Here is a 21,504-nt window from a genome sequence, read left to right as displayed (position 1 = left end):
TGGGTATTATTGGTGTGGGTTTAGTTGATTAAACCCGCGTGACGCATTGCAGAATCGATTGCGTCTTGAGTACTCGCGCTTACCGTCGTCATCGGCAAACGCACCTCGTTATTGCAATGCCCAAGTTTCGATAGACCATATTTTGCGCCACACAAACCAGGTTCCATAAAGATAGCATTGTGCAGGGGCATCAAGCGATCTTGCAATTCCAATGCGCGTGGGAAATTGCCCGCCATCAATGCGTCTTGGAATTCTGCACAAAGACGCGGTGCAACATTTGCAGTTACAGAAATACAACCCTTGCCACCATGCGCGGCATGGCCAAGTGCGGATGCATCTTCGCCCGTAAGTTGGATGAAATCCGCATCACAGGTCATGCGCTGCAAGCTGACACGTGCAATATCGCCAGTGGCATCTTTGACGCCAACGATGTTTGGCAATTTCGACAGCTCACCCATTGTCGCAGGAGCCATGTCAATGACCGAACGACCAGGAATATTATAAATGATAATCGGCAGGCCAACTTCGTTTAACGCCGTGTAATGCGCGATCAATCCTGCCTGAGTTGGCTTGTTGTAATATGGGGTTACAACCAATCCAGCATCCGCACCCACATCTTTGGCGAATTGCAAAAGGCTGATAGCCTCGGCAGTGTTATTTGAACCTGCGCCCGCGATAACAGGAATACGCCCTGCGGCGGTTTCAACAACCACGCGAATAACATGTTGATGTTCGTCATGGCTCAATGTTGGGCTTTCGCCTGTAGTGCCCACAGGAACCAGCCCATGCGTACCTTCGGCAATATGCCATTCAACCAATTGTTTCAGGGCCTTATCATCCACAAGCCCATTGGACATTGGCGTGATAAGTGCTGGCATAGAACCTTTGAACATTTTCGTGCTCCCTGAAAGTTGATTTGAGTCGCCGCCCTAATAGCGTGAAACTGCGCAAAGGTAACGGGCAAAAATGCGATTGCCAAGTTCTGGGTATGATTTGGCACAGGTTTCGTCTATTTTGCCACGACTTGAGGGCAGGCAAACAATGAAAAATAGGGTTTTCGCGATTCTGGCGTGTGCCATTGTATGCACATACAACACGATTGCGCTGGCAGACACCACGGAACGCAACGGTCAGTTGCTGGCCGATGCGCTGATTTCTGCTGCTCAGAAAGATTGGGAACAGGTTGATACCCTGCGTCAATCAATGGATGATCCTGTTGCCAAGGATATCGTCGAATGGCAGCGATTACGTGCAGGCGAAGGTGGTTGGGATGACTATCAAAATTTCGTTGCTCGAAACGGTGATTGGCCGGGTTTGAAGCTATTGCGGCGCAAAGGTGAAGCGTCGATTCCCCATCGCGATTCACCCACGCAAATCCGAAGCTTCTTCGAAACAGAATTGCCACAAACAGGCAAAGGTGCCTTGCGTTTAGCAGAGGCATATGCAGCCCAAGAGAACAATGATGCAGCGCATCGAGAAATTGTTCGCGCTTGGCTTGATCTGTCGTTGAATGGCGAGGAACAAGAGGCGTTTTTATCGCGATACCCATCCGTGTTGAAATCCAAACATTTGGATCGGTTGGAAAATCTTTTGTGGAAAGGCTGGACCAACGAAGCAACGGCGATGTTGCCACTGGTCGGTGCTGACATGCAAAAACTGGCCAAGGCACGTATCGGTTTGCGCCGCGTTGACAAAAACGTTGATACGCTGATCGCCGCCGTACCAGCACGATTGCAAAATGATGCAGGGCTTACATTCGAGCGGTTCTTGTGGCGGATTGCAAAGGGGCGCTGGGACGACGCACAGCAAATGATTTTAGAACAATCCAAAGACCCAAAAAAACTGGGCCGCGCAGAAGAATGGACACCACGTCGTCGTGGTTTTGCGCGCCGTGCGATGCGATCAGGTGATCATGCCGCGGCCTATGTTTTGGCCAGCAATCATGGCGTATTCACAGGTGACGATTATGCGGATTTGGAATGGCTGTCAGGGTATCTTGCGCTTCGATTTTTGAACAGCCCACAAAAGGCGTTGCAGCATTTTAACAATTTTCAAACCGCCGTGGCATCGCCAATCAGCTTGGGTCGTGCCGGATATTGGAAAGGCCGCGCATATGAGGCAATGGGCGATTATGACGCCGCATTGGTGGCATATGAGGCGGGTGCGAAACATCAAACATCCTATTACGGTCAGTTGGCCGCAGAAAAATTGGGGGGTGCAATCGATGACAGTTTATCGGGCAAAGAAACCGTGCCTGATTGGCGCGACGCGCCGTTCGTTAAAAGCACCACTTTTCAGGCGGGGTTGATTTTTCATTATGCTGATCATCAAAACAGGCTACGCCAGTTTTTCATGCATATGGCCGAAACCATGGATGCAACAGAGGCTGCGCAACTGGCCGATCTGGCCTTGGAAATGGACCGTCCGTTCGTGGCAATTGGAATCGCAAAAGAGGTGGCAAAACGGGGGATCGTTTTGCCACGCCCCTATTTCCCCGTCACAGATTTAGCGAGTTTTACATCAAAGGTTGATGGCGAGGTTGCCATGTCAATTGCACGGCGTGAAAGCGAGCTTGACCCATACGCACAAAGCCATGCAGGCGCACGTGGTTTAATGCAAGTTATGCCAGGTACGGCAAAACTGGTCGCGGGTGAAATCGGAATTGATTATTCAACTCAAAAACTGGGTCAAGACTGGCAATATAACGCAACGCTTGGCACACATTATTTGGCGGGTTTGCTGGAAAAATACAACGGGTCATATGTTTTGGCATTTGCGGGATATAATGCGGGGCCGCACCGCGCAGATGCATGGATCAAAGAATATGGTGACCCGCGCAATGAAGATGTCGATGTCGTCGATTGGGTGGAACATATTCCCTATACCGAAACGCGCAATTATGTCATGCGCGTGATTGAATCGTTGCATGTGTACCGCGCACGCCTGACAGGAAGTTCAACACCTGTCGCGCTTAGCGTGGATTTGGCAAAGGGTTAGCGTTTCGCCTTGGCACGATTTTCGCGCCACAGGGTAAACAAACCTGCGGAAATGATGATCGTTGTGCCAAGTGCGGTTGTGAAACGTAATTCTTCGTGAAAAATGAACAATCCGATCACCGCGCCAAATGCCAATTGGAAATAGGCAAACGGTTGTACAGTGCTGGCATCCGAAACTTCGTAACATTTGATCAACAGATAATGCCCCAATGCGCCCAACACGCATAAAACCGCCATCCAAGCCCAATCAGGTGTGGTCATGTTTTCCCAATAAAACACACCGATCATTGTGATCGCGATTGTGCCACTTACCCCCGTCCAGAAAAAGCTGGTCGCGGCAGTATCTTTGCGTGCGGCAAACCGCGTGAGCAATCCGTAAAGTGCGAACATCAACGCGGCGGCCAGTGGGATTAAGGCAAGGGGGCTGAATACCTGAACACCTGGTTGTAAAATTATCAACACGCCAAGAAAGCCAACACCAATCGCAGCCCAACGCCGCCACCCAACGGTTTCACCCAAAATGGGGCCAGAGAGCGCAGCGATCAATAAAGGATATGCGGCGAATACCGCATAACTTTCGATCAGGCCAAGATAGACAAATCCCAAAATCATCACACAGATTTCGGTAATCAATAAAAGCCCGCGAAAAATTTGCAATATCGGCTGGCTGGTTTTGGCGGCCTTTCGAATACTGCCTTGTTGTATGCGTGCAATGAAAATGACAAATGCGGCAAAAAACCAGTAACGCACCATGACAACCATCAACACATTATATTCGCTGGCCAAGTGACGTGAAACACCATCTTGCAATGCGAATACGAATGTCGTGGCAATCATTAACCAAATGCCGAGCTTTGGATCGTTTCGCGTCATTTTATTTCCTGTCGCTTGGGTGGTGTACGGCATTGACGCGCAAAACTGTCAGGCGCATTTATTCAATGCGATTTCGGGCTGGCTGGTTTTGTTTGGATGCCGTAAGCAATAAGCGCACTTTAGGAAAGTTTGACGCCTTGGCAAGCAATGAAATCAAAGATGTGGCAATCGTCGGGGCTGGGGTTTTCGGTCTATGCGCTGCGTATGTTTGCGCATTACGTGGAATGTCGGTTGTTGTATTGGAAAAGTCCGATGCGATTGGTGCAGGGGCAAGTGGTGGAATTGTTGGTGCGATGTCGCCGCATACGCCCGATAACTGGAATCAGAAAAAACAGTTTCAGTTCGACGCGTTATGTGCGGCGGAAACGTTTTGGCGCGACGTTGATGCGTGTTCGGGTGTTTCATCTGGATACGGGCGCATCGGGCGGGTGTTTCCGATTCCAGATGAACGCCTGTTGGGTTTGGCGCAAATGCGCGCAAAATCTGCAACCGAAATTTGGCAAGGAAAATTCCGCTGGGATGTGTTGCAAAGCCATGCGTTAATCGCTCCGTCTGCCGCCCCATTTGGCGTGGTTCACGATACAATGTCTGCGCGTATTTACCCGGCATTGGCGTGCCAGTCTTTACGGGCGGCACTGATGAAAATGGGTGTGGAAATACGCATGGGTTGTGTAGTTGAAACGGTTCAAGATTCCATTGTTTCGGGGCAGTGGGGAGAAATTCGTGCAAATGCAATTGTACTGGCCGCTGGTGTCGGCGGGTTTGAATTTCTTGACCGAAAGTTCGAAATGCAAACGGGATCAGGCGTCAAAGGACAAGGTGCATTGTTGCAATATGATTTGGGTCATGCGCCGCAAATAAATGCAGAAGGCATCTATATTATTCCACATGAAGATGGCACGGTTGGTGTGGGGTCAACATCAGAAACCGATTGGAATAATCCAACCGGCACAGATGAAAAGTTGGATTTTGTGATTGCATCGGCGAAACGTATTTGCCCAGTGTTGCAAAATGCGATCGTCAAAAAACGATGGGCGGAATTGCGACCAAAGGCGCGAAAGCGTACTCCGATGTTGGGTGCCATACCAGGTTGTAACAATGTTTATGCTGCGCTTGGCGGTTACAAAATCGGGTTTGGTCTGGCGCATAAATCAGCAGAGATGATCGCGGATATGATTGCAGGGACAACCTGTGATATCCCTGCGAATTTCACCGTTCAGCACCATTTGGATTTATAAGTTAAGATTTGGAAATTTCGCGAAGTTCCGTCATCAACTTGGTTAGCGATTTGGTATAAAACTCGCTGGTCAGCTGATCGTTTTCATCAAATTCATTATGAGCGCCGGCCACCAAAATTTCAGGGCCTTGCAGCAAATTGGTATTGAACGGTGCCATCGCCAAACGTAGCGCGTAATTTGAGCGCGCCCCACCCGCTCGACCCGCCGCCGCCGCAAGAAGCGCAACTGGCTTATTTGCCCACGGTGATCCATCCGTGCGGCTTACCCAATCCAGTGCGTTTTTCATCACACCTGAAATCCCTTGGTTGTATTCGGGGCATGAAACTATGACTGCATCCGCCGCTGCGATTTGATTGGCAAGCAATGTCACGCTGTCAGGAATACCTTGTTCTTCTTCAAGATCACCATCATACAGCGGCAAATTCAGATCGGCGATAGTGACCTTTGCATCCCCAAACAGGCGGATTGCCTGGTGCATTAATTTGCGATTAAGTGAACCCTTACGCAGGCTTCCTGATATTCCAAGCAGTTTCATATTTTACCTTTGTTGTATGATGTCCAAAATTTGCGACGCCCAATTTCCAAGAATTGGGATGAAATCAAGTTGGCCCAGCAAGTAAACCATCACAGAGACCAGCACAGTTGCACCAACAACGGAACCCAAACCAAAGGCCAATCCACGTACAACCTGATACGAAATCAATCCCCACCAACTGTCATGCGCGCGCACATAGTGGTGACGGTTCAGTTTTTGTACCTCTTCCAATAGGAGTGATAGCTCTGATTTTTCGGATTCTTCGCTCAATATTCAACCCCAATTTGTGCTTTCACGCCCGATCGAAACGGATGTTTGATCAATTCCATTTCGGTGACCAAATCGGCGATTTCAATCAATTCATCCTTGGCATTACGCCCCGTCAAAACAACATGGGTCATCTCTGGTTTTTCTTCGACCAAGAATTCAACCACTTCGTTGATATCGACATAATCATAACGAATGGCGATGTTAATTTCGTCCAGCAAGACCATGGAATTTGCGGGGTCGCGGATCAATTCCTTGGCTTTTTCCCACGCAGCCTGTGCCATTTCGGTGTCGCGCGTTTTATCTTGGGTTTCCCAAGTGAACCCTTCGCCCATTGTGTGGAATGAACAAATATCGCCAAAACGATCCAAGATCATATCGCGCTCACCCGTGGACATGCCACCCTTGATAAATTGCACCACGGCGGATTGCATACCATGTGCGATATGGCGAAAAATCATCCCAAAGGCAGCGGTTGATTTCCCCTTGCCCTTGCCCGTGTGCACAATGATCAAACCCTTTTTATCGGTTTTGGTCGCCATGATTTTATCGCGTGCGGCTTTCTTCTTGGCCATTTTCATCGCGTGGCGTTCGGTATCCTCTGACATCGCTAATCCTTTAGGTTTTGGAGTGGGGGTATTTTGGCAGATCATCCGTCAGATGCAACCACGGTAATTTTGAATCATAGTGAACGTGAAACAAGGGTTTGAAATCAGCAGGATTTTCAAGTGAGGCAGCATATAGATGTATTTCACCAGGGTAATGTTCAGCATCAAATGCCATCGGTGATCCGCAAGTTTCACAGAAATGACGAAGCACACCAAATGACGATTGGTATCGTTTGGGCGATTTTCCCGTCCATCGAAAGCGATCAATCGGAACACCGATAAATGCGGTGACGGGTGCGCCACATGTTCGGCGGCAATCATCACAATGGCAATAGCATGACCAAGTTTCATCACCGCTGTACTCCCAACGCGTTTGACCGCAAAAACAATGACCTTTCATCATAACAACTCCTCTATCCGTGCGCGTGCGCTGTTGGATTTGGGGATCCAAAGCCCACGATCAATCGCTTCTTGCAAACGCTCTGCCATTTCGCGCAGGGCAGCAGGGTTGGCATCACGGATAAATTCACGGGTGTCATCATCAGCGATGAATGCAGATTCAACCAAGTCAAAATGATGGTTTTTCACCGCACCTGTTGTGGCGGCAAAGGCGAATAAATAATCAAGGGTAGCCGCCATTTCAAATGCGCCTTTGTATCCGTGGCGTTTCACACCATCGATCCATTTAGGGTTTACAACGCGGCTGCGCACCACACGCCCGATTTCATCGTCTAGCGTGCGAATGACGGGGCGTTCGGGGCGTGAATGGTCGTTGTGGTAAATTGGGCGATCGACGCCTTGCAGCGTGGATACCGCCGCTGCGGCGCCACCTTCAAATTGATAATAATCATCGCTGTCCAAAATATCATGTTCGCGGTTGTCTTGGTTTTGCACAACCGCATCAACCTGTGACAGTCTATTTTCCAACGCACCACGTGCGCGAACACCGTCACCCTTGGCGCCATATGCATAACCGCCCCATTCCAAATAGGCATCGGCCAAATCACCCTTATCGCTCCAAAGGCGTTCATCAATCATTGCCTGTAACCCAGCGCCATATGCGCCTGGTTTTGATCCAAACACGCGAAACGCCGCTTCTGGTGTTTGTTCGGATTTTAACCGCGCAGCGGCGGGGTTCATATCAACGGGTTCATCCAATTCCATCACAGCGCGTGCAGCGGAATCGACCAGCGCCATTTGTTGGGGAAATGCATCGCGGAAAAATCCAGATACGCGCAATGTAACATCAACACGAGGGCGGCCGAGCGCGGTGATCGGGATAATTTCAAAACCCGTCACACGGCGGTTCGCGCTGTCCCATTTTGGTTTCACACCCATCAACGCAAGTGCCTGTGCAATGTCATCACCACCGGTGCGCATATTTGCAGTGCCCCAAGCGGTAAGCAACATCGCACGTGGCCAATCACCCTGATCTTGCAAATGGCGTTCGATCAATAGGTTCGCAGATTTCCAGCCCAATTTCCACGCGGTGGGCGTTGGCACGGCACGGCTATCCACGCTGAAAAAGTTACGCCCAGTTGGTAATACGTCCAAACGTCCGCGCGTCGGCGCGCCCGATGGGGCGGGGGGAACAAATTCACCGCGAATACCGGTTAATAACCCGTCCAATTCATTTGGTCCACATGATTGCACGATTGGAAAAACCGATTTTTTTGCCAATTCCAAAACAGCATTGGTTTGTGTCCAGTCGCCGGGTTGCTGACCATCCAACAATGCAGACGCTAGCAGTTCCAATCGCTCTACGGTATCACCATGTGATCGCCATGCATCATCGCTGATGTTTGCTAAAACATCGGGGCGCAAACCTGTCCACGGTTTGGACATTTCGCAATCCAGTGGATCGAAATCCAAGCCCAAATCCGCCGCCAATGCGCGTTGCAAACTGGCGTCCGCGCCAATGCCATCACCGCGTGGGATGCGCAACAATGCCTGTACCAAATCTCGTTCCAACCGCCCCTTTGGCGATTGACCAAAAATATGCAATCCGTCCCTGATTTGAGCCTCTTTTAGATCACACAGATATTCATCCAGCTTTGCCAGATCGGTTTCTTCATCATCGCCGTGCATTCCAACATCGTCACCTATGCCGGTGCTCGATGTCAGGGATAGTATCTCTTTGCGAATATGGTCAATACGGCGTGGGTCAACACCCGCCGCTTCGTAATATTCATCGACTAATGCTTCCAAATCACGCAGCGGTCCGTATGTTTCCGCACGCGTCAGGGCTGGGGTCAGGTGATCAATTATCACCGCACTTGTGCGCCGCTTGGCCTGTGTTCCTTCGCCCGGATCATTCACGATAAATGGATAGAGATGCGGGATTGGTCCCAATATCGCCTCTGGCCAACATTCATCGGATAACGCCACGGCCTTGCCAGGCAACCATTCCAAATTGCCGTGTTTGCCCATATGGACAATTGCATCGGTTTGAAATTGGTTCCGTAGCCAGAAATAGAACGCAAGATAGTTATGTGGCGGTACCAAGTCGGGCGCGTGATAGGTATCCTTGGGGTCGATGTTATATCCACGCGCAGGCTGGATTCCGACAACGGCATTGCCAAACTGCAAGATTGACAGTGCAAAACCATCATCGCCAACAAATGGATCATCGGCGGGTGCGCCCCAACGATCATTGATTTGATCCCGCAATGCCAATGGCAGCGTGGCAAAAGCGGTTTCGTAATCCGCCAATGATAATCGCTGTCCACCCGTTCGGTTCGCGCGATCTGTCAGCCAGTTTGTTGGCCCTGATGTGATCTGTTCCATCAAATTGGCGCTGTCGGCGGGTAAGTCGGTGACGTTAATACCATCCGCTGCCAACGCATCCAAAACATGTACGGTTGCGGCGGGTGTATCCAGCCCAACACCATTTGCCAAACGCCCATCTTTGTTTGGGTAATTCGCCAAGACCAGCGCGACCTTTTTATCCACCGTTGGCGTGTTGCGCAGGCGTGCCCAACGTGCGGCCAGATCGGCGACAAATTCCACGCGATCACCGCGTGCGCGATAACTGGCAATGGGACATTGTGTTGCTTGATCAAAAAATGCTTCGCCTTTGAACGATATCGCACGTGATAGGATGCGCCCGTCAACCTCTGGCAAGGCGACGTTCATGGCGATATCACGAGCGGATAATCCATTAAGGTTTTCTTCCCATGCCACTTCCGCACTTGCGGATAATACAGCCTGAAAGATTGGTGCATTATTTGCAGCGGACATCGTTAACGGATTTTGTGCGCTTTCATCGCCTTGGTGTGGTGATCCAACCGCAAAGCTTGTGCAGTTGATAATGACCGAAGGTTTCGCCGCTTCGAACAAATGTTCGAGTGTCGCAACCGATACGGGATCTTTTAGGGATGCCACAAAAATCGGCAACGGGTTCAATCCACGGCGCAGCAATGATTTCACCATGCGATTTATCGGGTGAAGCCCTGCGCCCTGTACCAATGCGCGATAAAATATGATCGGTACAACTGGGGAATTTTTATCCCATGCATCCCGAGCGGTGGCGATATCCGATATTCCCGCACCCGGCCAATAAACCCCCGCGCGTAGCAATGGGCTGGCCGTCGCTGGTTTTTCAGAGCCATCCAACATCGATTGAGCATAGTTGATAAAATTGGCCGCATTCTCCGGCCCGCCCTCAACCATATACGCCCAAAGCGCATTCCAATCATCGCGCGAAACCGTGGATAATTCCCAAAGCTCGTCATCTGGTTTATCGTCGCCCGGAAGAGCTGCAAAAGCAATACCAGCCGCACCTAAACGTGCTGCATATTGTTCCAGACCGTATTTCCAATATCCGCGCCCACCCAAGCACCGCGCGATCACCAATTTAGATTTTGACGCGCAATCATCGATGTGTAAATCAACTGACATCGGATGTTGCAAATGCATCAAGCTGGCCAATCGCATTTCAGGTGCAGTGTCCATTTGCGCACGCGCTTCGGATAGTGCCGCCAATTCCGTATCGGCCGCAGAAATAAACACGATATCGCCAGGGGTTTGCCCAAGGTCAAATGGTTCTGAACCATCATCAATGCTGCCAGCGGTTGCGGCTAATAAATGCATTAAATTTTACCTGTTAAGTTTGTGTTAAATCTGGGGGTGCAGAATTTATTCTGATACCAACGACAGTAAGAGACAAAAAATGCCAATTGATATTAGCAACGCGATGCAGCCAGGTGAAATTTGCCCAAGCAGCGCAATCATTTTCCAAGAGGTTGGACCGCGTGGCGGTAAAACCAAACATTTCATTGCGCTCCCGCGTGGGCGTCCATTGCCCGAAACCAAACGAGCGGGCAATTTGTGGAAACCTCGCCATGCGCAAGAATTCCAAAAAGGATTTGCATAGAGATCTAAGCATCATCCGTTGATAAAACCTTTTGCATAAACAGGCTGTTTGGATCATCGGGGTAATCCCCAAAAGGCCCGATATAGGTATAACCACAAGATTCGTACAAACGATGTGCGGCGTGTAACAGATTACCCGTTTCAAGCCGCATGATCGAAAGACCCTGCTGTTGCGCTTGTTTTTCTAAGGCATCCATCAACATTTTGGCCACGCCCAATCCACGTGCGGATTCTGAAACGAACATGGATTTTATTTCGCCGTAATCTCCCTTGTTCGCAATCGCGCCACAACCGACAATTTGATCATTGTTTTTGGCAACCATAAAACGAATGTCAGGAACGCAAAGCGCATCAATTGAAAGATAATGGTTGGATTCCGCAGGAAACAGGGATTCCATCAACGCATGGCTGGCGCGCAACAATGCGGTTGCCTGTGGGTGATGGGGATCCCCTGTTTCAATTGATATCATGCGGATAGCGCTGCAATGATTTCGGATTGTTTCAATCCAGCTTGGCCAATCACAACCAATCGTGTGCTGCGTGTTTCATCCGCACCAAAGGGGCGATCAAAATACGTATCCACACGCGGCCCAACCGCTTGCAATGTCAAACGCATCGGTTTGCCCTGAACAGCGGCGAAACCTTTTAGGCGCAAAATATCATGAGTGCGGATTATGTCGGCAACCTGTTGTGCAAATGCCGTTGGATCAGCGATTTCTCCCAGCTCAACAACAAAGCTTTCGAATTCGTCATGGTCGTGATCGTGGTGATGATGGTGATCATCATCGTGATGGTCGTCGTCGTGATCATGATGGTGGTGATGTACTTCGTGGCGGGCATCCAAATCACCCTCGGCACCGATACCCTGTCCCAGCAATACATCAACAGGAAGTGCCCCCATGCTAGCCTTAACCACTTGTACGCCTTTGCGAGATTCAGACTTCAGATTTGAAACAAGTGCGGCTGTTTCAGAGTCATTCAACAAATCAGATTTGTTCACCACAATCATATCGGCACAGGCGATTTGATCTTCGAATAATTCGGACAACGGCGTTTCGTGATCAAGGTTTTCGTCCAATTTGCGCTGCGCATCCACCGCCGCCACGTTATGTGCAAAACGCCCTTCGGTCACGGCCTTACCATCGACCACGGTGACAACGCCATCAACGGTGACCTTGGTTGAAATTTCGGGCCAGTTGAATGCGCGCACTAATGGTTGTGGCAATGCCAAACCAGATGTTTCGATCACGATATGATCGGGTTTATTTTCGCGTGCCAGTAACTTTTCCATTGTGGGAATGAAATCATCCGCAACCGTGCAACAGATGCATCCATTGGACAGCTCCATGATGTCATCTTCGGTACATGTTTCATCGCCACATCCCTTCAGGATATCGCCATCAACGCCCAGATCACCAAATTCATTGATGATCAACGCGATGCGCTTGCCCTGTGCATTTTGCAACATGTGACGGATAAGCGTAGTTTTACCCGCGCCAAGAAAACCGGTGACAACGGTTGCTGGTATTTTTTGAGCCATGTTTTATCCTGTAAAAATGGAAACGGTCGAGCATGGCCCGACCGCAAAAACGTTATCATTGCCTGGGATTAGCCCAAGCCAAGAGCGGCAAACGCAGCCCCTTCGATTTGTTCCATTGCCAGCAACACGCCCATGCCGCCAACAACGGCACCAGCCAAACGCGCAGGCATTGCTGTCGCTTCGGTGGCATTCCAAAGATTTTTGGCAACCCAGCCAGCGCCCAATGCGATCAAGTATTGCGTAACACCAAGACCCAGCAGGTAACCGATCATCACACCGCCACCAATGGACGCCTCTTGTTCGGCGATCGTACCGCCAAATGCAGAGCCGTGAAACAACCCAGCAATTGCAAATAGCGCCAATGCAGGTGTCAGCGCCAATGCGCGACCAGATGCAACAATATAACCAAGTACAAGCAAGCTGCCTACAATCATGGTTTCAACGGCTGGCAATGCAATGCCCGCAGACATCATGATTGTGCCGATCAACATACCACCGATAAAGCCCGCGGGCGCTAGCATTGCACGCCCTGTGTAAATCGCTGCGATACCGACAAGTGCGATAAAGAACAGGTGGTCAAAACCCAACACAGGGTGACCGATCCCTGAAAATACGCCATGCGCAAATGTTTCCATCGGTGCACCATTCAATGGGTGGTGCGCCAATGCTGGACCTGCTGCAAGTACTGCGCCAAGTGTCGCGAATAATTTTTTCATAATGGAATCCCCAAATATCTTTCGTGTTTTGGGGGAGTTCGGTTGCGATGTTGTTCCACATTTTGCGAAACGAAACCATCACGGAACACCCCGTCCGTTGTTGTGGCCGATGCGACTGCATCGTTGCTTGGCTGGTCTCCTGACTTGCGGATCGATCATGCTGTCTTGCCTTCCCAGCCGAGGCCAGTGGCGTGATTGACAACACTCTCCGCATACAGTCGCGGGGGCGGTCATGGATTTGGGCCCCTGATGGGTATTCCCGTACCATATTCCCATTTCATCCCCGGACGCTTCGCATCCTTATGGGGAACCATGCAGCCCTATCTTTGCGCTGTTAGGGGTGGTTTGGTCAAGGTCGATTCCGACAGTCAGTGAAAATTAGCGACAGATTTATTGGCGCGTTTACGCCATTTTTTGCGAAAAACACCGATATCTTGTGGATAACTTGCCTCAAAACCCCATATACGGTGGTTTTGGGTTGACTCACACCCCTTTGGGAACGGATTTTAATTCGAACAAGAATCAACAGGGGCGAATCCGCGTTGCGATTTACCAAATTACGATTAACTGGCTTCAAAAGTTTCGTGGACCCCACGGAATTGGTGATTGCGGATGGCCTGACGGGTGTTGTTGGGCCAAACGGCTGTGGTAAATCAAATCTGTTGGAAGCCTTGCGTTGGGTCATGGGGGAAAACCGTGCCAAAGCGATGCGCGGCGGTGGCATGGAAGACGTGATTTTTGCAGGCACGGATAAACGCCCTGCACGCAATTACGCCGAAGTGCTGTTGTTATTGGACAATGCCGATCGTCTGGCCCCTGCGAATTTCAACGATCAAGACGTGCTGGAAGTGACCCGTCGCATCACACGTGATGTTGGTTCGGCCTACAAGGCGAACGGTAAAGAAACCCGTGCTCGCGATATTCAAATGCTGTTTGCGGATGCTTCAACAGGTGCGCATTCGCCTGCGTTGGTGCGCCAAGGCATGATTTCGGAATTGATCAACGCAAAGCCGAAATCCAGACGCCGTATTCTGGAAGAGGCCGCGGGCATTTCTGGTCTTTATCAGCGTCGGCACGAGGCGGAGTTGAAATTAAAAGGTGCAGAAACCAATTTGGCGCGCGTCGACGATGTTGTTGAACAGCTCGATAGTCAGTTGAATTCATTGGCACGCCAAGCACGCCAAGCAAAACGTTACCGCGAAATTGGGGCAGAGCTGCGCCAGTCCGAAGGGTTGTTATTGTATCGTCGCTGGCGCGAGGCAGATGTTGCGCGCCAAGCTGCAGCAACCGATTTAACCGCCGCCACACAAAAGGCAGCGTCGGCGCAAGGGGATGCATCCAAATCCGCACGTGAACGGATCGAGTTGGAAGGCAAGGTGCCACCGTTGCGTGAAGAGCAAGCAATCGCCGCGGCCGTCGTGCAACGTTTGCAAGTACAGCGCGATACCTTGGCCGACCAAGAAGCCCGCGCACGCGAAACCATTGAAACGCTGGAACGCCGCATCGCCCAATTGGGTGCGGATATTACGCGTGAACAGGGTTTGAACAAAGACGCCGAAGAAACCATCAAGCGCCTTGATTGGGAAAAAGAACAAATCGAAAAAGCGTCCGAAGGTCATGATGCCAAGGTAGAGGCCGCGAATAGCGCCGCACGTGATGCGGCAAGTGTGATGCAAGAACAAGAGGCCGCGCTTGATAAACTGACAGAGGATGTCGCACGCCTATCCGCACGACATCAATCGGCACATCGTTTATTAACCGATGCAAAGGCGATGTTGGATAAACGCACAGAACAAAGCGATGCAGCGGCCAGTTCTGTTTTGTCTGTCGAAGAAAGCCTTGGCGATGCGCAAACACGTTTTGAAGAGGCAACACAAACACGTGCAATCGCCCAAGAAGCAGCATTAAAGGCCGATGCAGATTTGCTGGCTATCGAGGGTAAACGTGCAGATGCACAAGCCAAAGATTCTGATGCACGCGCCGCATTGTCAGAGGCCGAGGGCGAAGCAAATGCGCTTGGTGCCGAAGTGGGTGCATTGGAACGTGTGATTGCACGTGATAAATCTGATGACGATCAATTGATCGATAATGTCCGCGCGCGCAAAGGATACGAGGCCGCATTGGGTGCAGCCCTTGCCGATGATCTAAAAGCGCCGTTGGTTGATCCCGATGGTGAATCGGGTTGGGCACGTTTGCCCGAATATGATGCGATTGCACCATTGCCAACAGGCGTTGAAAGTTTGGCCGCATATGTTGACGCACCAGATGTATTGGCGCGGCGCTTGGCACATATCGGTGTGGTTGAACGTGCACAAGGCGCGGCATTGCAGGCCGATTTAAAACCGGGTCAACGATTGGTATCCGCACAGGGTGATTTATGGCGCTGGGATGGATTTCGTATCGGCGCCGAAGATGCGCCATCCGCATCTGCGTTGCGATTGCAACAAATCAATCGGCTTGAAGATTTACGCAAAGCAAACGCGAGCGCGATTTCTCGCATGGCAAGTGCGAAAGAAAACTTCGACACCGTGCATAGCGCATTGCAAGAATTGATTTCTGCAGATCATGCCGCGCGTCAAACCCGAAAGTCAGCGGATGAAGCGGCGGCAAATGCCAACCGGCAGCTATCCCGCGCTGAAGCGGATCGCGATATGCTGTCTGGCAAGGTTGAAACGCTGAAGCTCGCGCAATCGCGATTGGAAGAAGAAACAATCGCTGCGCGCGCATCGGTAAAAGAAGCAGAAGCGGGCGTGCGCGATCTGGATGATCTGGACGCGGCACGGACAAATGTTGAATCGATCAAAGTTGCGGTTGAAGCTGCGCGTATGACGATGATCACCAAACGTTCGATGTATGATGAAACACGGCGTGACGGCGAAGCACGTACAAAACGCCGCCAAGAAATCATGAAAGAGGTGTCAGGTTGGCGTCACCGTCTGGAAACAGCGGAACAGCGTATTGGTGAATTGGCAACGCGCAAAACCAGTTCAGAATCGGAATTGAAATCCGCGACCCAAGCGCCAGATGAAATCAAGGCCAAGCGCGAAGAATTGGGAAAATCCATTTCGGACGCAGAAAAACGGCTTGCAGAGGCCAGCGATGCGTTATCCGTTGGCGAGGGCGCATTGCGCGACGCGGAACAAGCGGAACGCAACGCCGAACGAAGCGCATCAGAAGCCCGCGAAGCACGCGCGCGCGCAGATGCAGTTGCCGATGCTGCGGCTGTTCAGGTGGCAACCGCCGCTGAACGGATTCGCGAAGAGTTGGAAATCGAACCAGAGGCATTGCTGGAAACATTGGAAACAGATCCCGATAAAATGCCACCTGCCGATCGAATAGAAGCGGATGTTGCACGGCTTCGCCGTCAACGCGATGGTTTGGGAGCGGTGAATTTACGTGCCGAAGAAGACGCCAAAGAAGTGAACGAAGAACGCGACACACTGGCCGAGGAAAAACTGGATCTGGAAGAGGCGATTAAAAAGCTGCGCTCTGGGATTGCCAGTTTGAACAAGGAGGGTCGCGAGCGCTTGTTGGCGGCCTTTGACGAAGTGAACCGAAACTTTGCCAATCTGTTTAAACATCTGTTTGGTGGTGGCGAGGCGAATTTGGTTCTGGTCGAAAGTGACGATCCGTTGGAAGCGGGTTTGGAAATTATGTGCCAGCCGCCTGGTAAAAAACTTTCAACGCTTTCACTGTTATCTGGTGGTGAACAAACGCTGACGGCGCTTGCGCTCATTTTTGCGGTGTTCCTTGCCAACCCTGCACCGATTTGTGTGCTGGACGAGGTGGACGCGCCATTGGACGATGCCAATGTTGGCCGCTTTTGTGATTTGCTTGATGAAATGACACAGCGCACAAAAACACGCTTTATGATCATCACGCACCATGCGGTGACGATGGCGAGGATGGATCGTTTGTTTGGTGTCACAATGGCCGAACAAGGTGTGAGCCAGTTGGTATCGGTGGATCTACAAGCTGCCGAAGAAATGGTGGATGGTTGATCGCCAAAGGCAAATGATTTTATGCCTTCGGCGAGGATATTTTTACAAAATGGATTAGATTTTGTTTAACAGTGCAGTTGTCGGCCATGCATCCGCAGGTAGGCCAACGCGGGCTTGTTCTTTTTGCACAGCGGTGCGTGTTTTTGCACCAAGAATGCCATCCACACGGCCAACATCGTGACCGCGTGATTTCAGTTTTTTCTGCAATGCGACCATTTGATTGGTGCTCAGCGCTTTGTCTGGGTTGCCTTTGTTAAACGGTGGTGCACCGGCAAGGCGCATTGCGAAATAGGCGGCGGATGTCACATTCACCAGTGATTTGTTCCATTTGAAATAAACGTCGAAATTTGGGAACACAAGGAATGCAGGACCTTTGCGACCCTCTGGCAACAAGAGGGATGCTTGGTATTTTCCAGATGGCATTTTCCCCCGCGCTTTCACGCCCATTGATGACCAACTGGATACGGATTGCGGTTTACCCAAGCCCGTTTTCGCCCAATCTAGGTTTTGCGGAACAGAGACTTCAACCATCCAAGGTTGCCCTGATTTCCAACCGTGGCTGGACAATACTTTGGCGGAAGTAAGGATCGCATCTGGTGCAGATGACACAAGGTTCACCTTGCCATCGCCATCACCATCGACGCCACGGTAAAGCACGTCTTCTGGTAACATTTGCACCATGCCGATTTCACCGGCCCATGCGCCCTTGCTGGTTGCAGGATTAAATGTACCTTTTTTCCAAAGCTCGATCGTGGCGAAAATTTGCGGGCGAAACAGGTGTGGGCGGCGACAATCATGTGCGAGTGTGGCGAGCGCGTTCAATGTGTTGAAGTTACCTTGGTTTGCACCAAAATCTGTTTCCATCGCCCAAAAGGCGAGCAGAACAGATGAAGGAACGCCAAAGTTTGACTGTGCTGATTTAAATGAGCTGGCGTATTGTTTGCGTTTAGATGCGCCAACCTTTAACCGATTTGAGCTGACAACGCGGCCTGCGAATTGGCTAAAGTTTTGGCGAAACACAGCCTGTGATCGGTCCTGTTGCAGAACCTTTTTATCTTGGCGCACATTGGCGAAGAATTTATCCAATTCTGATTTGGAATGCCCCTTTTTGGCGGCCTCTGATTTGACGCCATTGATGAAGCTGTTGAAATTGCCACCACAGGGCGTTTTGGCAAATGCGATGCTGGGCATGGCAAGAAGCGAGAGTGAAATTAAAGTGGATCGTAAAAACATTTAGAGACTCCTTTAAATGAAAACACCGCCCCTTGGGACGGTGTTAATATGTTCGTTATCGCAATGAAATTCAAGCGTTCCAGCCCGTGACGTGCTTGACTTCTAGGAAATCTTCCAATCCCCATTTTCCGCCTTCGCGCCCGTTACCCGATTGTTTGTATCCACCAAACGGAGAGGCCGCAGCGCCACCATCGCCATTCATGCGGATCATACCAGAACGCATGGCACGTGCCGCGCGTTTTGCTTTTTCTGGGTCTTGGGTTTGGACATAGTTGGTCAAACCATATGGCGTGTCATTGGCGATTTGCATGGCTTGTTCTTCGTCATCAAACGGGATCATCACCATGACCGGGCCAAAGATTTCTTCTTGGGCAATCTGCATGGAATTATCAACATCGGCGAAAACGGTTGGGCGTGCAAAGAAACCTTTGTTGATGCCCTCGGGGCGGCCAAGACCACCCGCGACAAGGCGTGCACCCTCTTTGATGCCAACCTCGATCAAACCTTGCACCTTGTTAAATTGTGCCTCGGAAACCAATGGGCCCATATGCGGGCCTTCTTCCGCTGGATTTCCAACGGGATGATTTTTTGCAGTCTCTGCGGCAATTTCAACGGCGTTGTCATAAATGGAACGTTCCACCAACATGCGTGTTGGCGCGTTACAGGATTGACCTGTGTTGTTGAACACATGTTGTGTGCCCCGTTTCACCGCGTTTTCATCCGCATCAGCGTAAACCACATTCGCACCCTTACCACCCAATTCGAGTGTGACGCGTTTAACGGTATCTGCCGCGGCCTTGGTGATTGCGGTGCCAGCACGTGTTGAACCCGTGAATGAAATCATATCGACATCTTTGTGCGATGAAAGCTGTGTGCCAACACCAACGCCATCACCGTTTAGGTAGTTGTAAACACCGGCGGGGCAGCCTGCCGTATCCATGATTTCGGAAAACACATGTGCGGAAAGTGGTGAAACCTCTGATGGTTTAAGAATGGTGGTGGAGCCAACTGCGATCGCGGGAATAACCTTGAGACAGATTTGGTTCATCGGCCAGTTCCAAGGCGTGATCAACCCACAAACGCCAATGGGTTCGTGAAGGATCATTTCCGTTGGGTGCCCATCAATGGGGTGTTCGAATTCGAATTCTTGCAACGCCTTGATGAATTTTTTGATGTGGCTGATGCCGGTGGTGAATTGTTGAGTTTGTGACAATGTGATGGGTGCGCCCATTTCATTGCTGATCGCCTCGGCCATGTCATCTGCACGGCGTTTATATTCGTCATAGATTGATTGAAGCAAATCAATACGCGTTTGTTTTGATGTCACTGACCAAGTTGTAAACGCATTGCGTGCGGCCGCAACGGCAGCGTCAGTATCCGCCTGACCACCGAGAGAGATCACCGCAAAGGGTTCTTCGGTGGCGGGGTTGATGACCTCAAAATCATTGGCTTTGGCGGGTTTAACCCATTTACCATTGATGTAAAATTCGCGTTTATCAAGCATATGACACCTATATCGATTGGACTTGTTTGTGGGGGACAGTTACACCGCTGTTAAGGTAACGCAACATCGATTTTACGACATTTGGGAAATCGAAACCGTACGAGGGAAAATTGGAACTGTCAGAGATCGGGTTGCTTACAGCAATATTTCTATTCGGTGGCATTGTCAAAGGCGCGTTGGGAATTGGATTTCCCGCGCTGTTGGTTGGGTTGTTGACGTTTTTTTATGAACCTCGTGCTGCGGTTGCGATGATTTTAATTGCAATCATGGCATCGAACTTTCGTCAGGCATCTGTTGGCGGGTCGATGTGGGAGATATTAATGCGCCACAAATATTTCGCTACATTCGCATGTGCTGGAATATTCTTGGTGTCCCTGATTGGTGCCAAAGTTCCATTGGCGTTGTTGCAAACGTGTGTCGGGGCGGCGATGGTGCTTTTTGCTGTGACAAGCCTTTATGGTGCGATCCCAAGGCTTACTGCGAAATTGGAAGTGCCCGCACAAATTGGCGCTGGAATCGGAAGCGGGATTTTAGGTGGGCTTACGGCGATTTGGGGTCCACCATTGGCGGTTTATCTGATGGCGTTGCGACTTGAGCGTGATGTCATGATTCAAACGCTGGGTGTTATGTTTTCCGTCCAATCCATATTTTTGATGGCTGGGTTTATTGTGACGGGTGAATTGACGTTTCAGATCGCGATACTTGGCATTGGATTGCTGATCCCCACATTCGTTGGCATGTATTTTGGCGAACGTATTCGCAAACGCATGGATACGGCACAATTTATGAAGGCTTTTTTGTTTGCCTTCCTTCTGCTTGGGATCAACTTGATCCGGCGTGGAATAATGGGCGCTTGAAGTTAGGGGTGATTTGTACCACCCTCTGAGTCGAAATTCACATTGCAACCACATAACAGGAGTCTTCTATGTCATTGCGCATTAACGACGTTGTTCCAAATTTCACCGCTGAAACCGATACTGGCACCGTAAAATTCCACGACTGGATCGGGGATAGCTGGGCCATTTTGTTTTCCCACCCCAAAGATTTCACACCCGTTTGCACAACCGAATTTGGTGCCGTTGCACAGCTTGCCGATGAATGGGAAAAACGCGGAACCAAGGTGATGGGTGTTTCCGTCGATGGCGTGTCCGATCATAAAAAATGGAAAGTGGACATTGAAAAGGTATCGGGTGCGACCGCTGGTTTCCCGATCATCGCGGACGAAGGTTTAGAAGTGTCCAAAGCATTTGATATGCTCCCAGCAGAGGCATATTTGCCCGATGGCCGCACACCAGCAGACAGCGCAACCGTGCGTTCGGTTTTCATCATTGGCCCCGATAAACAATTGAAATTGTCGATGACTTACCCAATGACCGTTGGGCGAAATTTTGCAGAAATCCTACGTGCTCTTGATGCGTTGCAAGCGTCGAGCAAACATGGCGTTGCAACACCCGCAAACTGGGTCAGCGGCGAAGATGTGATTATCCCACCAGCCGTGAACAATGATGATGCAAAAGCTAAGTTTGGTGAATTTGAAACGGTTCTACCCTATTTGCGCAAAACATCGTTGCCATCATAAATCATCGATCAAAGTATATAGGGGCGCATGGTTTTGCGCC

The 21,504-nt window shown here is 50.5% G+C and carries 18 protein-coding genes and 1 riboswitch; of the genes, 6 read left to right on the top strand and 12 right to left on the bottom strand.

What is annotated here, in order from left to right; genetic code table 11:
- Window positions 1-20: 20 nt before the first annotated feature.
- Window positions 21-893, bottom strand: a complete 873-nt coding sequence (gene dapA, locus BFP76_RS14315; protein WP_099594642.1) for a 4-hydroxy-tetrahydrodipicolinate synthase — start codon at window positions 891-893, stop codon at window positions 21-23.
- A 148-nt stretch (window positions 894-1,041) separates the two neighbouring features.
- On the opposite strand from dapA, the gene BFP76_RS14310 reads away from it, so the two are divergent.
- Window positions 1,042-2,997: a lytic transglycosylase domain-containing protein gene (locus BFP76_RS14310; protein ID WP_165775733.1), complete on the top strand. Its 1,956-nt coding sequence runs from the start codon at window positions 1,042-1,044 to the stop codon at window positions 2,995-2,997.
- Here BFP76_RS14310 and BFP76_RS14305 read toward each other — a convergent pair.
- The gene (locus BFP76_RS14305; protein ID WP_099594640.1) at window positions 2,994-3,869 is read right to left on the bottom strand and encodes a DMT family transporter; all 876 of its coding nucleotides are present in this window, start codon (window positions 3,867-3,869) and stop codon (window positions 2,994-2,996) included. The two genes, BFP76_RS14310 and BFP76_RS14305, sit on opposite strands and share 4 nt — an antisense overlap.
- Before the next feature lie 137 nt (window positions 3,870-4,006).
- Here BFP76_RS14305 and BFP76_RS14300 point away from each other — a divergent pair, with 137 nt between their 5' ends.
- Window positions 4,007-5,107 carry an NAD(P)/FAD-dependent oxidoreductase gene (locus tag BFP76_RS14300; RefSeq protein ID WP_240514076.1) on the top strand — a complete coding sequence of 367 codons (1,101 nt, stop codon included), beginning with the start codon at window positions 4,007-4,009 and terminating at the stop codon, window positions 5,105-5,107.
- A gap of 1 nt (window position 5,108) precedes the next feature.
- Here the strand turns inward: BFP76_RS14300 and BFP76_RS14295 are convergent, their stop codons facing one another.
- Genes BFP76_RS14295 through cobN form a run of 5 tightly spaced genes read right to left on the bottom strand, consistent with a single transcriptional unit; the run spans window position 5,109 to window position 10,609 of the window.
- Window positions 5,109-5,642 carry an NADPH-dependent FMN reductase gene (locus tag BFP76_RS14295; protein WP_099594639.1) on the bottom strand — a complete coding sequence of 178 codons (534 nt, stop codon included), beginning with the start codon at window positions 5,640-5,642 and terminating at the stop codon, window positions 5,109-5,111.
- Between the two features lie 3 nt (window positions 5,643-5,645).
- Entirely contained in the window at window positions 5,646-5,912 is a 267-nt protein-coding gene (locus tag BFP76_RS14290; protein ID WP_099594638.1) for a DUF5665 domain-containing protein, read from the bottom strand.
- Window positions 5,909-6,517: a cob(I)yrinic acid a,c-diamide adenosyltransferase gene (gene cobO / locus BFP76_RS14285; RefSeq protein WP_099594637.1), complete on the bottom strand. Its 609-nt coding sequence runs from the start codon at window positions 6,515-6,517 to the stop codon at window positions 5,909-5,911. The genes BFP76_RS14290 and cobO overlap by 4 nt, the downstream gene beginning before the upstream one ends.
- Window positions 6,518-6,527: 10 nt before the next feature.
- Window positions 6,528-6,920 (bottom strand): GFA family protein, encoded by a 393-nt coding sequence (locus BFP76_RS14280; protein WP_240514075.1) that lies wholly within the window; start codon window positions 6,918-6,920, stop codon window positions 6,528-6,530.
- Window positions 6,917-10,609 (bottom strand): cobaltochelatase subunit CobN, encoded by a 3,693-nt coding sequence (cobN, locus tag BFP76_RS14275; protein ID WP_099594635.1) that lies wholly within the window; start codon window positions 10,607-10,609, stop codon window positions 6,917-6,919. The genes BFP76_RS14280 and cobN overlap by 4 nt, the downstream gene beginning before the upstream one ends.
- Window positions 10,610-10,688: 79 nt before the next feature.
- Between cobN and BFP76_RS14270 the strand changes: the two genes are divergently transcribed.
- Window positions 10,689-10,892, top strand: coding sequence for a hypothetical protein (locus BFP76_RS14270; protein ID WP_099594634.1), 204 nt, complete (start codon window positions 10,689-10,691; stop codon window positions 10,890-10,892).
- A gap of 4 nt (window positions 10,893-10,896) precedes the next feature.
- Here BFP76_RS14270 and BFP76_RS14265 read toward each other — a convergent pair whose 3' ends face one another.
- The 3 genes from BFP76_RS14265 to BFP76_RS14255 form a co-directional block, all read right to left on the bottom strand.
- Window positions 10,897-11,361, bottom strand: a complete 465-nt coding sequence (locus BFP76_RS14265; protein WP_099594633.1) for a GNAT family N-acetyltransferase — start codon at window positions 11,359-11,361, stop codon at window positions 10,897-10,899.
- Window positions 11,358-12,431: a cobalamin biosynthesis protein CobW gene (cobW, locus tag BFP76_RS14260; RefSeq protein WP_099594632.1), complete on the bottom strand. Its 1,074-nt coding sequence runs from the start codon at window positions 12,429-12,431 to the stop codon at window positions 11,358-11,360. Before cobW ends, BFP76_RS14265 begins: the two co-directional genes overlap by 4 nt.
- Window positions 12,432-12,499: 68 nt before the next feature.
- Window positions 12,500-13,147 (bottom strand): HupE/UreJ family protein, encoded by a 648-nt coding sequence (locus BFP76_RS14255; protein WP_099594631.1) that lies wholly within the window; start codon window positions 13,145-13,147, stop codon window positions 12,500-12,502.
- 112 nt (window positions 13,148-13,259) lie between these two features.
- A riboswitch (cobalamin riboswitch) is annotated at window positions 13,260-13,477 on the bottom strand.
- Between the two features lie 212 nt (window positions 13,478-13,689).
- On the opposite strand from BFP76_RS14255, the gene smc reads away from it, so the two are divergent.
- Window positions 13,690-17,148 carry a chromosome segregation protein SMC gene (gene smc, locus BFP76_RS14250; RefSeq protein WP_099594630.1) on the top strand — a complete coding sequence of 1,153 codons (3,459 nt, stop codon included), beginning with the start codon at window positions 13,690-13,692 and terminating at the stop codon, window positions 17,146-17,148.
- A gap of 54 nt (window positions 17,149-17,202) precedes the next feature.
- Here the strand turns inward: smc and BFP76_RS14245 are convergent, their stop codons facing one another.
- The gene (locus BFP76_RS14245) at window positions 17,203-18,381 is read right to left on the bottom strand and encodes a lytic murein transglycosylase (RefSeq protein WP_099594629.1); all 1,179 of its coding nucleotides are present in this window, start codon (window positions 18,379-18,381) and stop codon (window positions 17,203-17,205) included.
- A gap of 70 nt (window positions 18,382-18,451) precedes the next feature.
- Entirely contained in the window at window positions 18,452-19,885 is a 1,434-nt protein-coding gene (locus BFP76_RS14240; protein WP_099594628.1) for an aldehyde dehydrogenase family protein, read from the bottom strand.
- Between the two features lie 110 nt (window positions 19,886-19,995).
- On the opposite strand from BFP76_RS14240, the gene BFP76_RS14235 reads away from it, so the two are divergent.
- Together BFP76_RS14235 and BFP76_RS14230 are read left to right on the top strand one after the other, a co-directional pair.
- Entirely contained in the window at window positions 19,996-20,742 is a 747-nt protein-coding gene (locus tag BFP76_RS14235; RefSeq protein ID WP_165775731.1) for a sulfite exporter TauE/SafE family protein, read from the top strand.
- A gap of 68 nt (window positions 20,743-20,810) precedes the next feature.
- Entirely contained in the window at window positions 20,811-21,464 is a 654-nt protein-coding gene (locus tag BFP76_RS14230) for a peroxiredoxin (RefSeq protein ID WP_099594626.1), read from the top strand.
- The last annotated feature ends 40 nt before the right edge of the window (window positions 21,465-21,504 follow it).

The sequence above is a fragment of the Paramylibacter kogurei genome (assembly GCF_002742285.1).
In the GTDB taxonomy this organism is placed as follows: Bacteria; Pseudomonadota; Alphaproteobacteria; order Rhodobacterales; family Rhodobacteraceae; genus Amylibacter; species Amylibacter kogurei.
The sequence above is the reverse complement of the archived record's forward strand: the minus strand, read 5'-3'. Positions and strand labels throughout refer to the sequence as shown.

What these genes read in the sequence shown, in the direction of transcription:
- cobO (WP_099594637.1), bottom strand. Translation starts at nt 6,517, where the DNA reads ATGTCAGAGGATACCGAACGCCACGCGATGAAAATGGCCAAGAAGAAA.
- BFP76_RS14265 (WP_099594633.1), bottom strand. Translation starts at nt 11,361, where the DNA reads ATGATATCAATTGAAACAGGGGATCCCCATCACCCACAGGCAACCGCA.
- dapA (WP_099594642.1), bottom strand. Translation starts at nt 893, where the DNA reads ATGTTCAAAGGTTCTATGCCAGCACTTATCACGCCAATGTCCAATGGG.
- BFP76_RS14295 (WP_099594639.1), bottom strand. Translation starts at nt 5,642, where the DNA reads ATGAAACTGCTTGGAATATCAGGAAGCCTGCGTAAGGGTTCACTTAAT.
- BFP76_RS14280 (WP_240514075.1), bottom strand. Translation starts at nt 6,920, where the DNA reads ATGATGAAAGGTCATTGTTTTTGCGGTCAAACGCGTTGGGAGTACAGC.
- BFP76_RS14240 (WP_099594628.1), bottom strand. Translation starts at nt 19,885, where the DNA reads ATGCTTGATAAACGCGAATTTTACATCAATGGTAAATGGGTTAAACCC.
- BFP76_RS14245 (WP_099594629.1), bottom strand. Translation starts at nt 18,381, where the DNA reads ATGTTTTTACGATCCACTTTAATTTCACTCTCGCTTCTTGCCATGCCC.
- BFP76_RS14255 (WP_099594631.1), bottom strand. Translation starts at nt 13,147, where the DNA reads ATGAAAAAATTATTCGCGACACTTGGCGCAGTACTTGCAGCAGGTCCA.
- BFP76_RS14270 (WP_099594634.1), top strand. Translation starts at nt 10,689, where the DNA reads ATGCCAATTGATATTAGCAACGCGATGCAGCCAGGTGAAATTTGCCCA.
- cobN (WP_099594635.1), bottom strand. Translation starts at nt 10,609, where the DNA reads ATGCATTTATTAGCCGCAACCGCTGGCAGCATTGATGATGGTTCAGAA.
- BFP76_RS14310 (WP_165775733.1), top strand. Translation starts at nt 1,042, where the DNA reads ATGAAAAATAGGGTTTTCGCGATTCTGGCGTGTGCCATTGTATGCACA.
- cobW (WP_099594632.1), bottom strand. Translation starts at nt 12,431, where the DNA reads ATGGCTCAAAAAATACCAGCAACCGTTGTCACCGGTTTTCTTGGCGCG.
- BFP76_RS14230 (WP_099594626.1), top strand. Translation starts at nt 20,811, where the DNA reads ATGTCATTGCGCATTAACGACGTTGTTCCAAATTTCACCGCTGAAACC.
- BFP76_RS14305 (WP_099594640.1), bottom strand. Translation starts at nt 3,869, where the DNA reads ATGACGCGAAACGATCCAAAGCTCGGCATTTGGTTAATGATTGCCACG.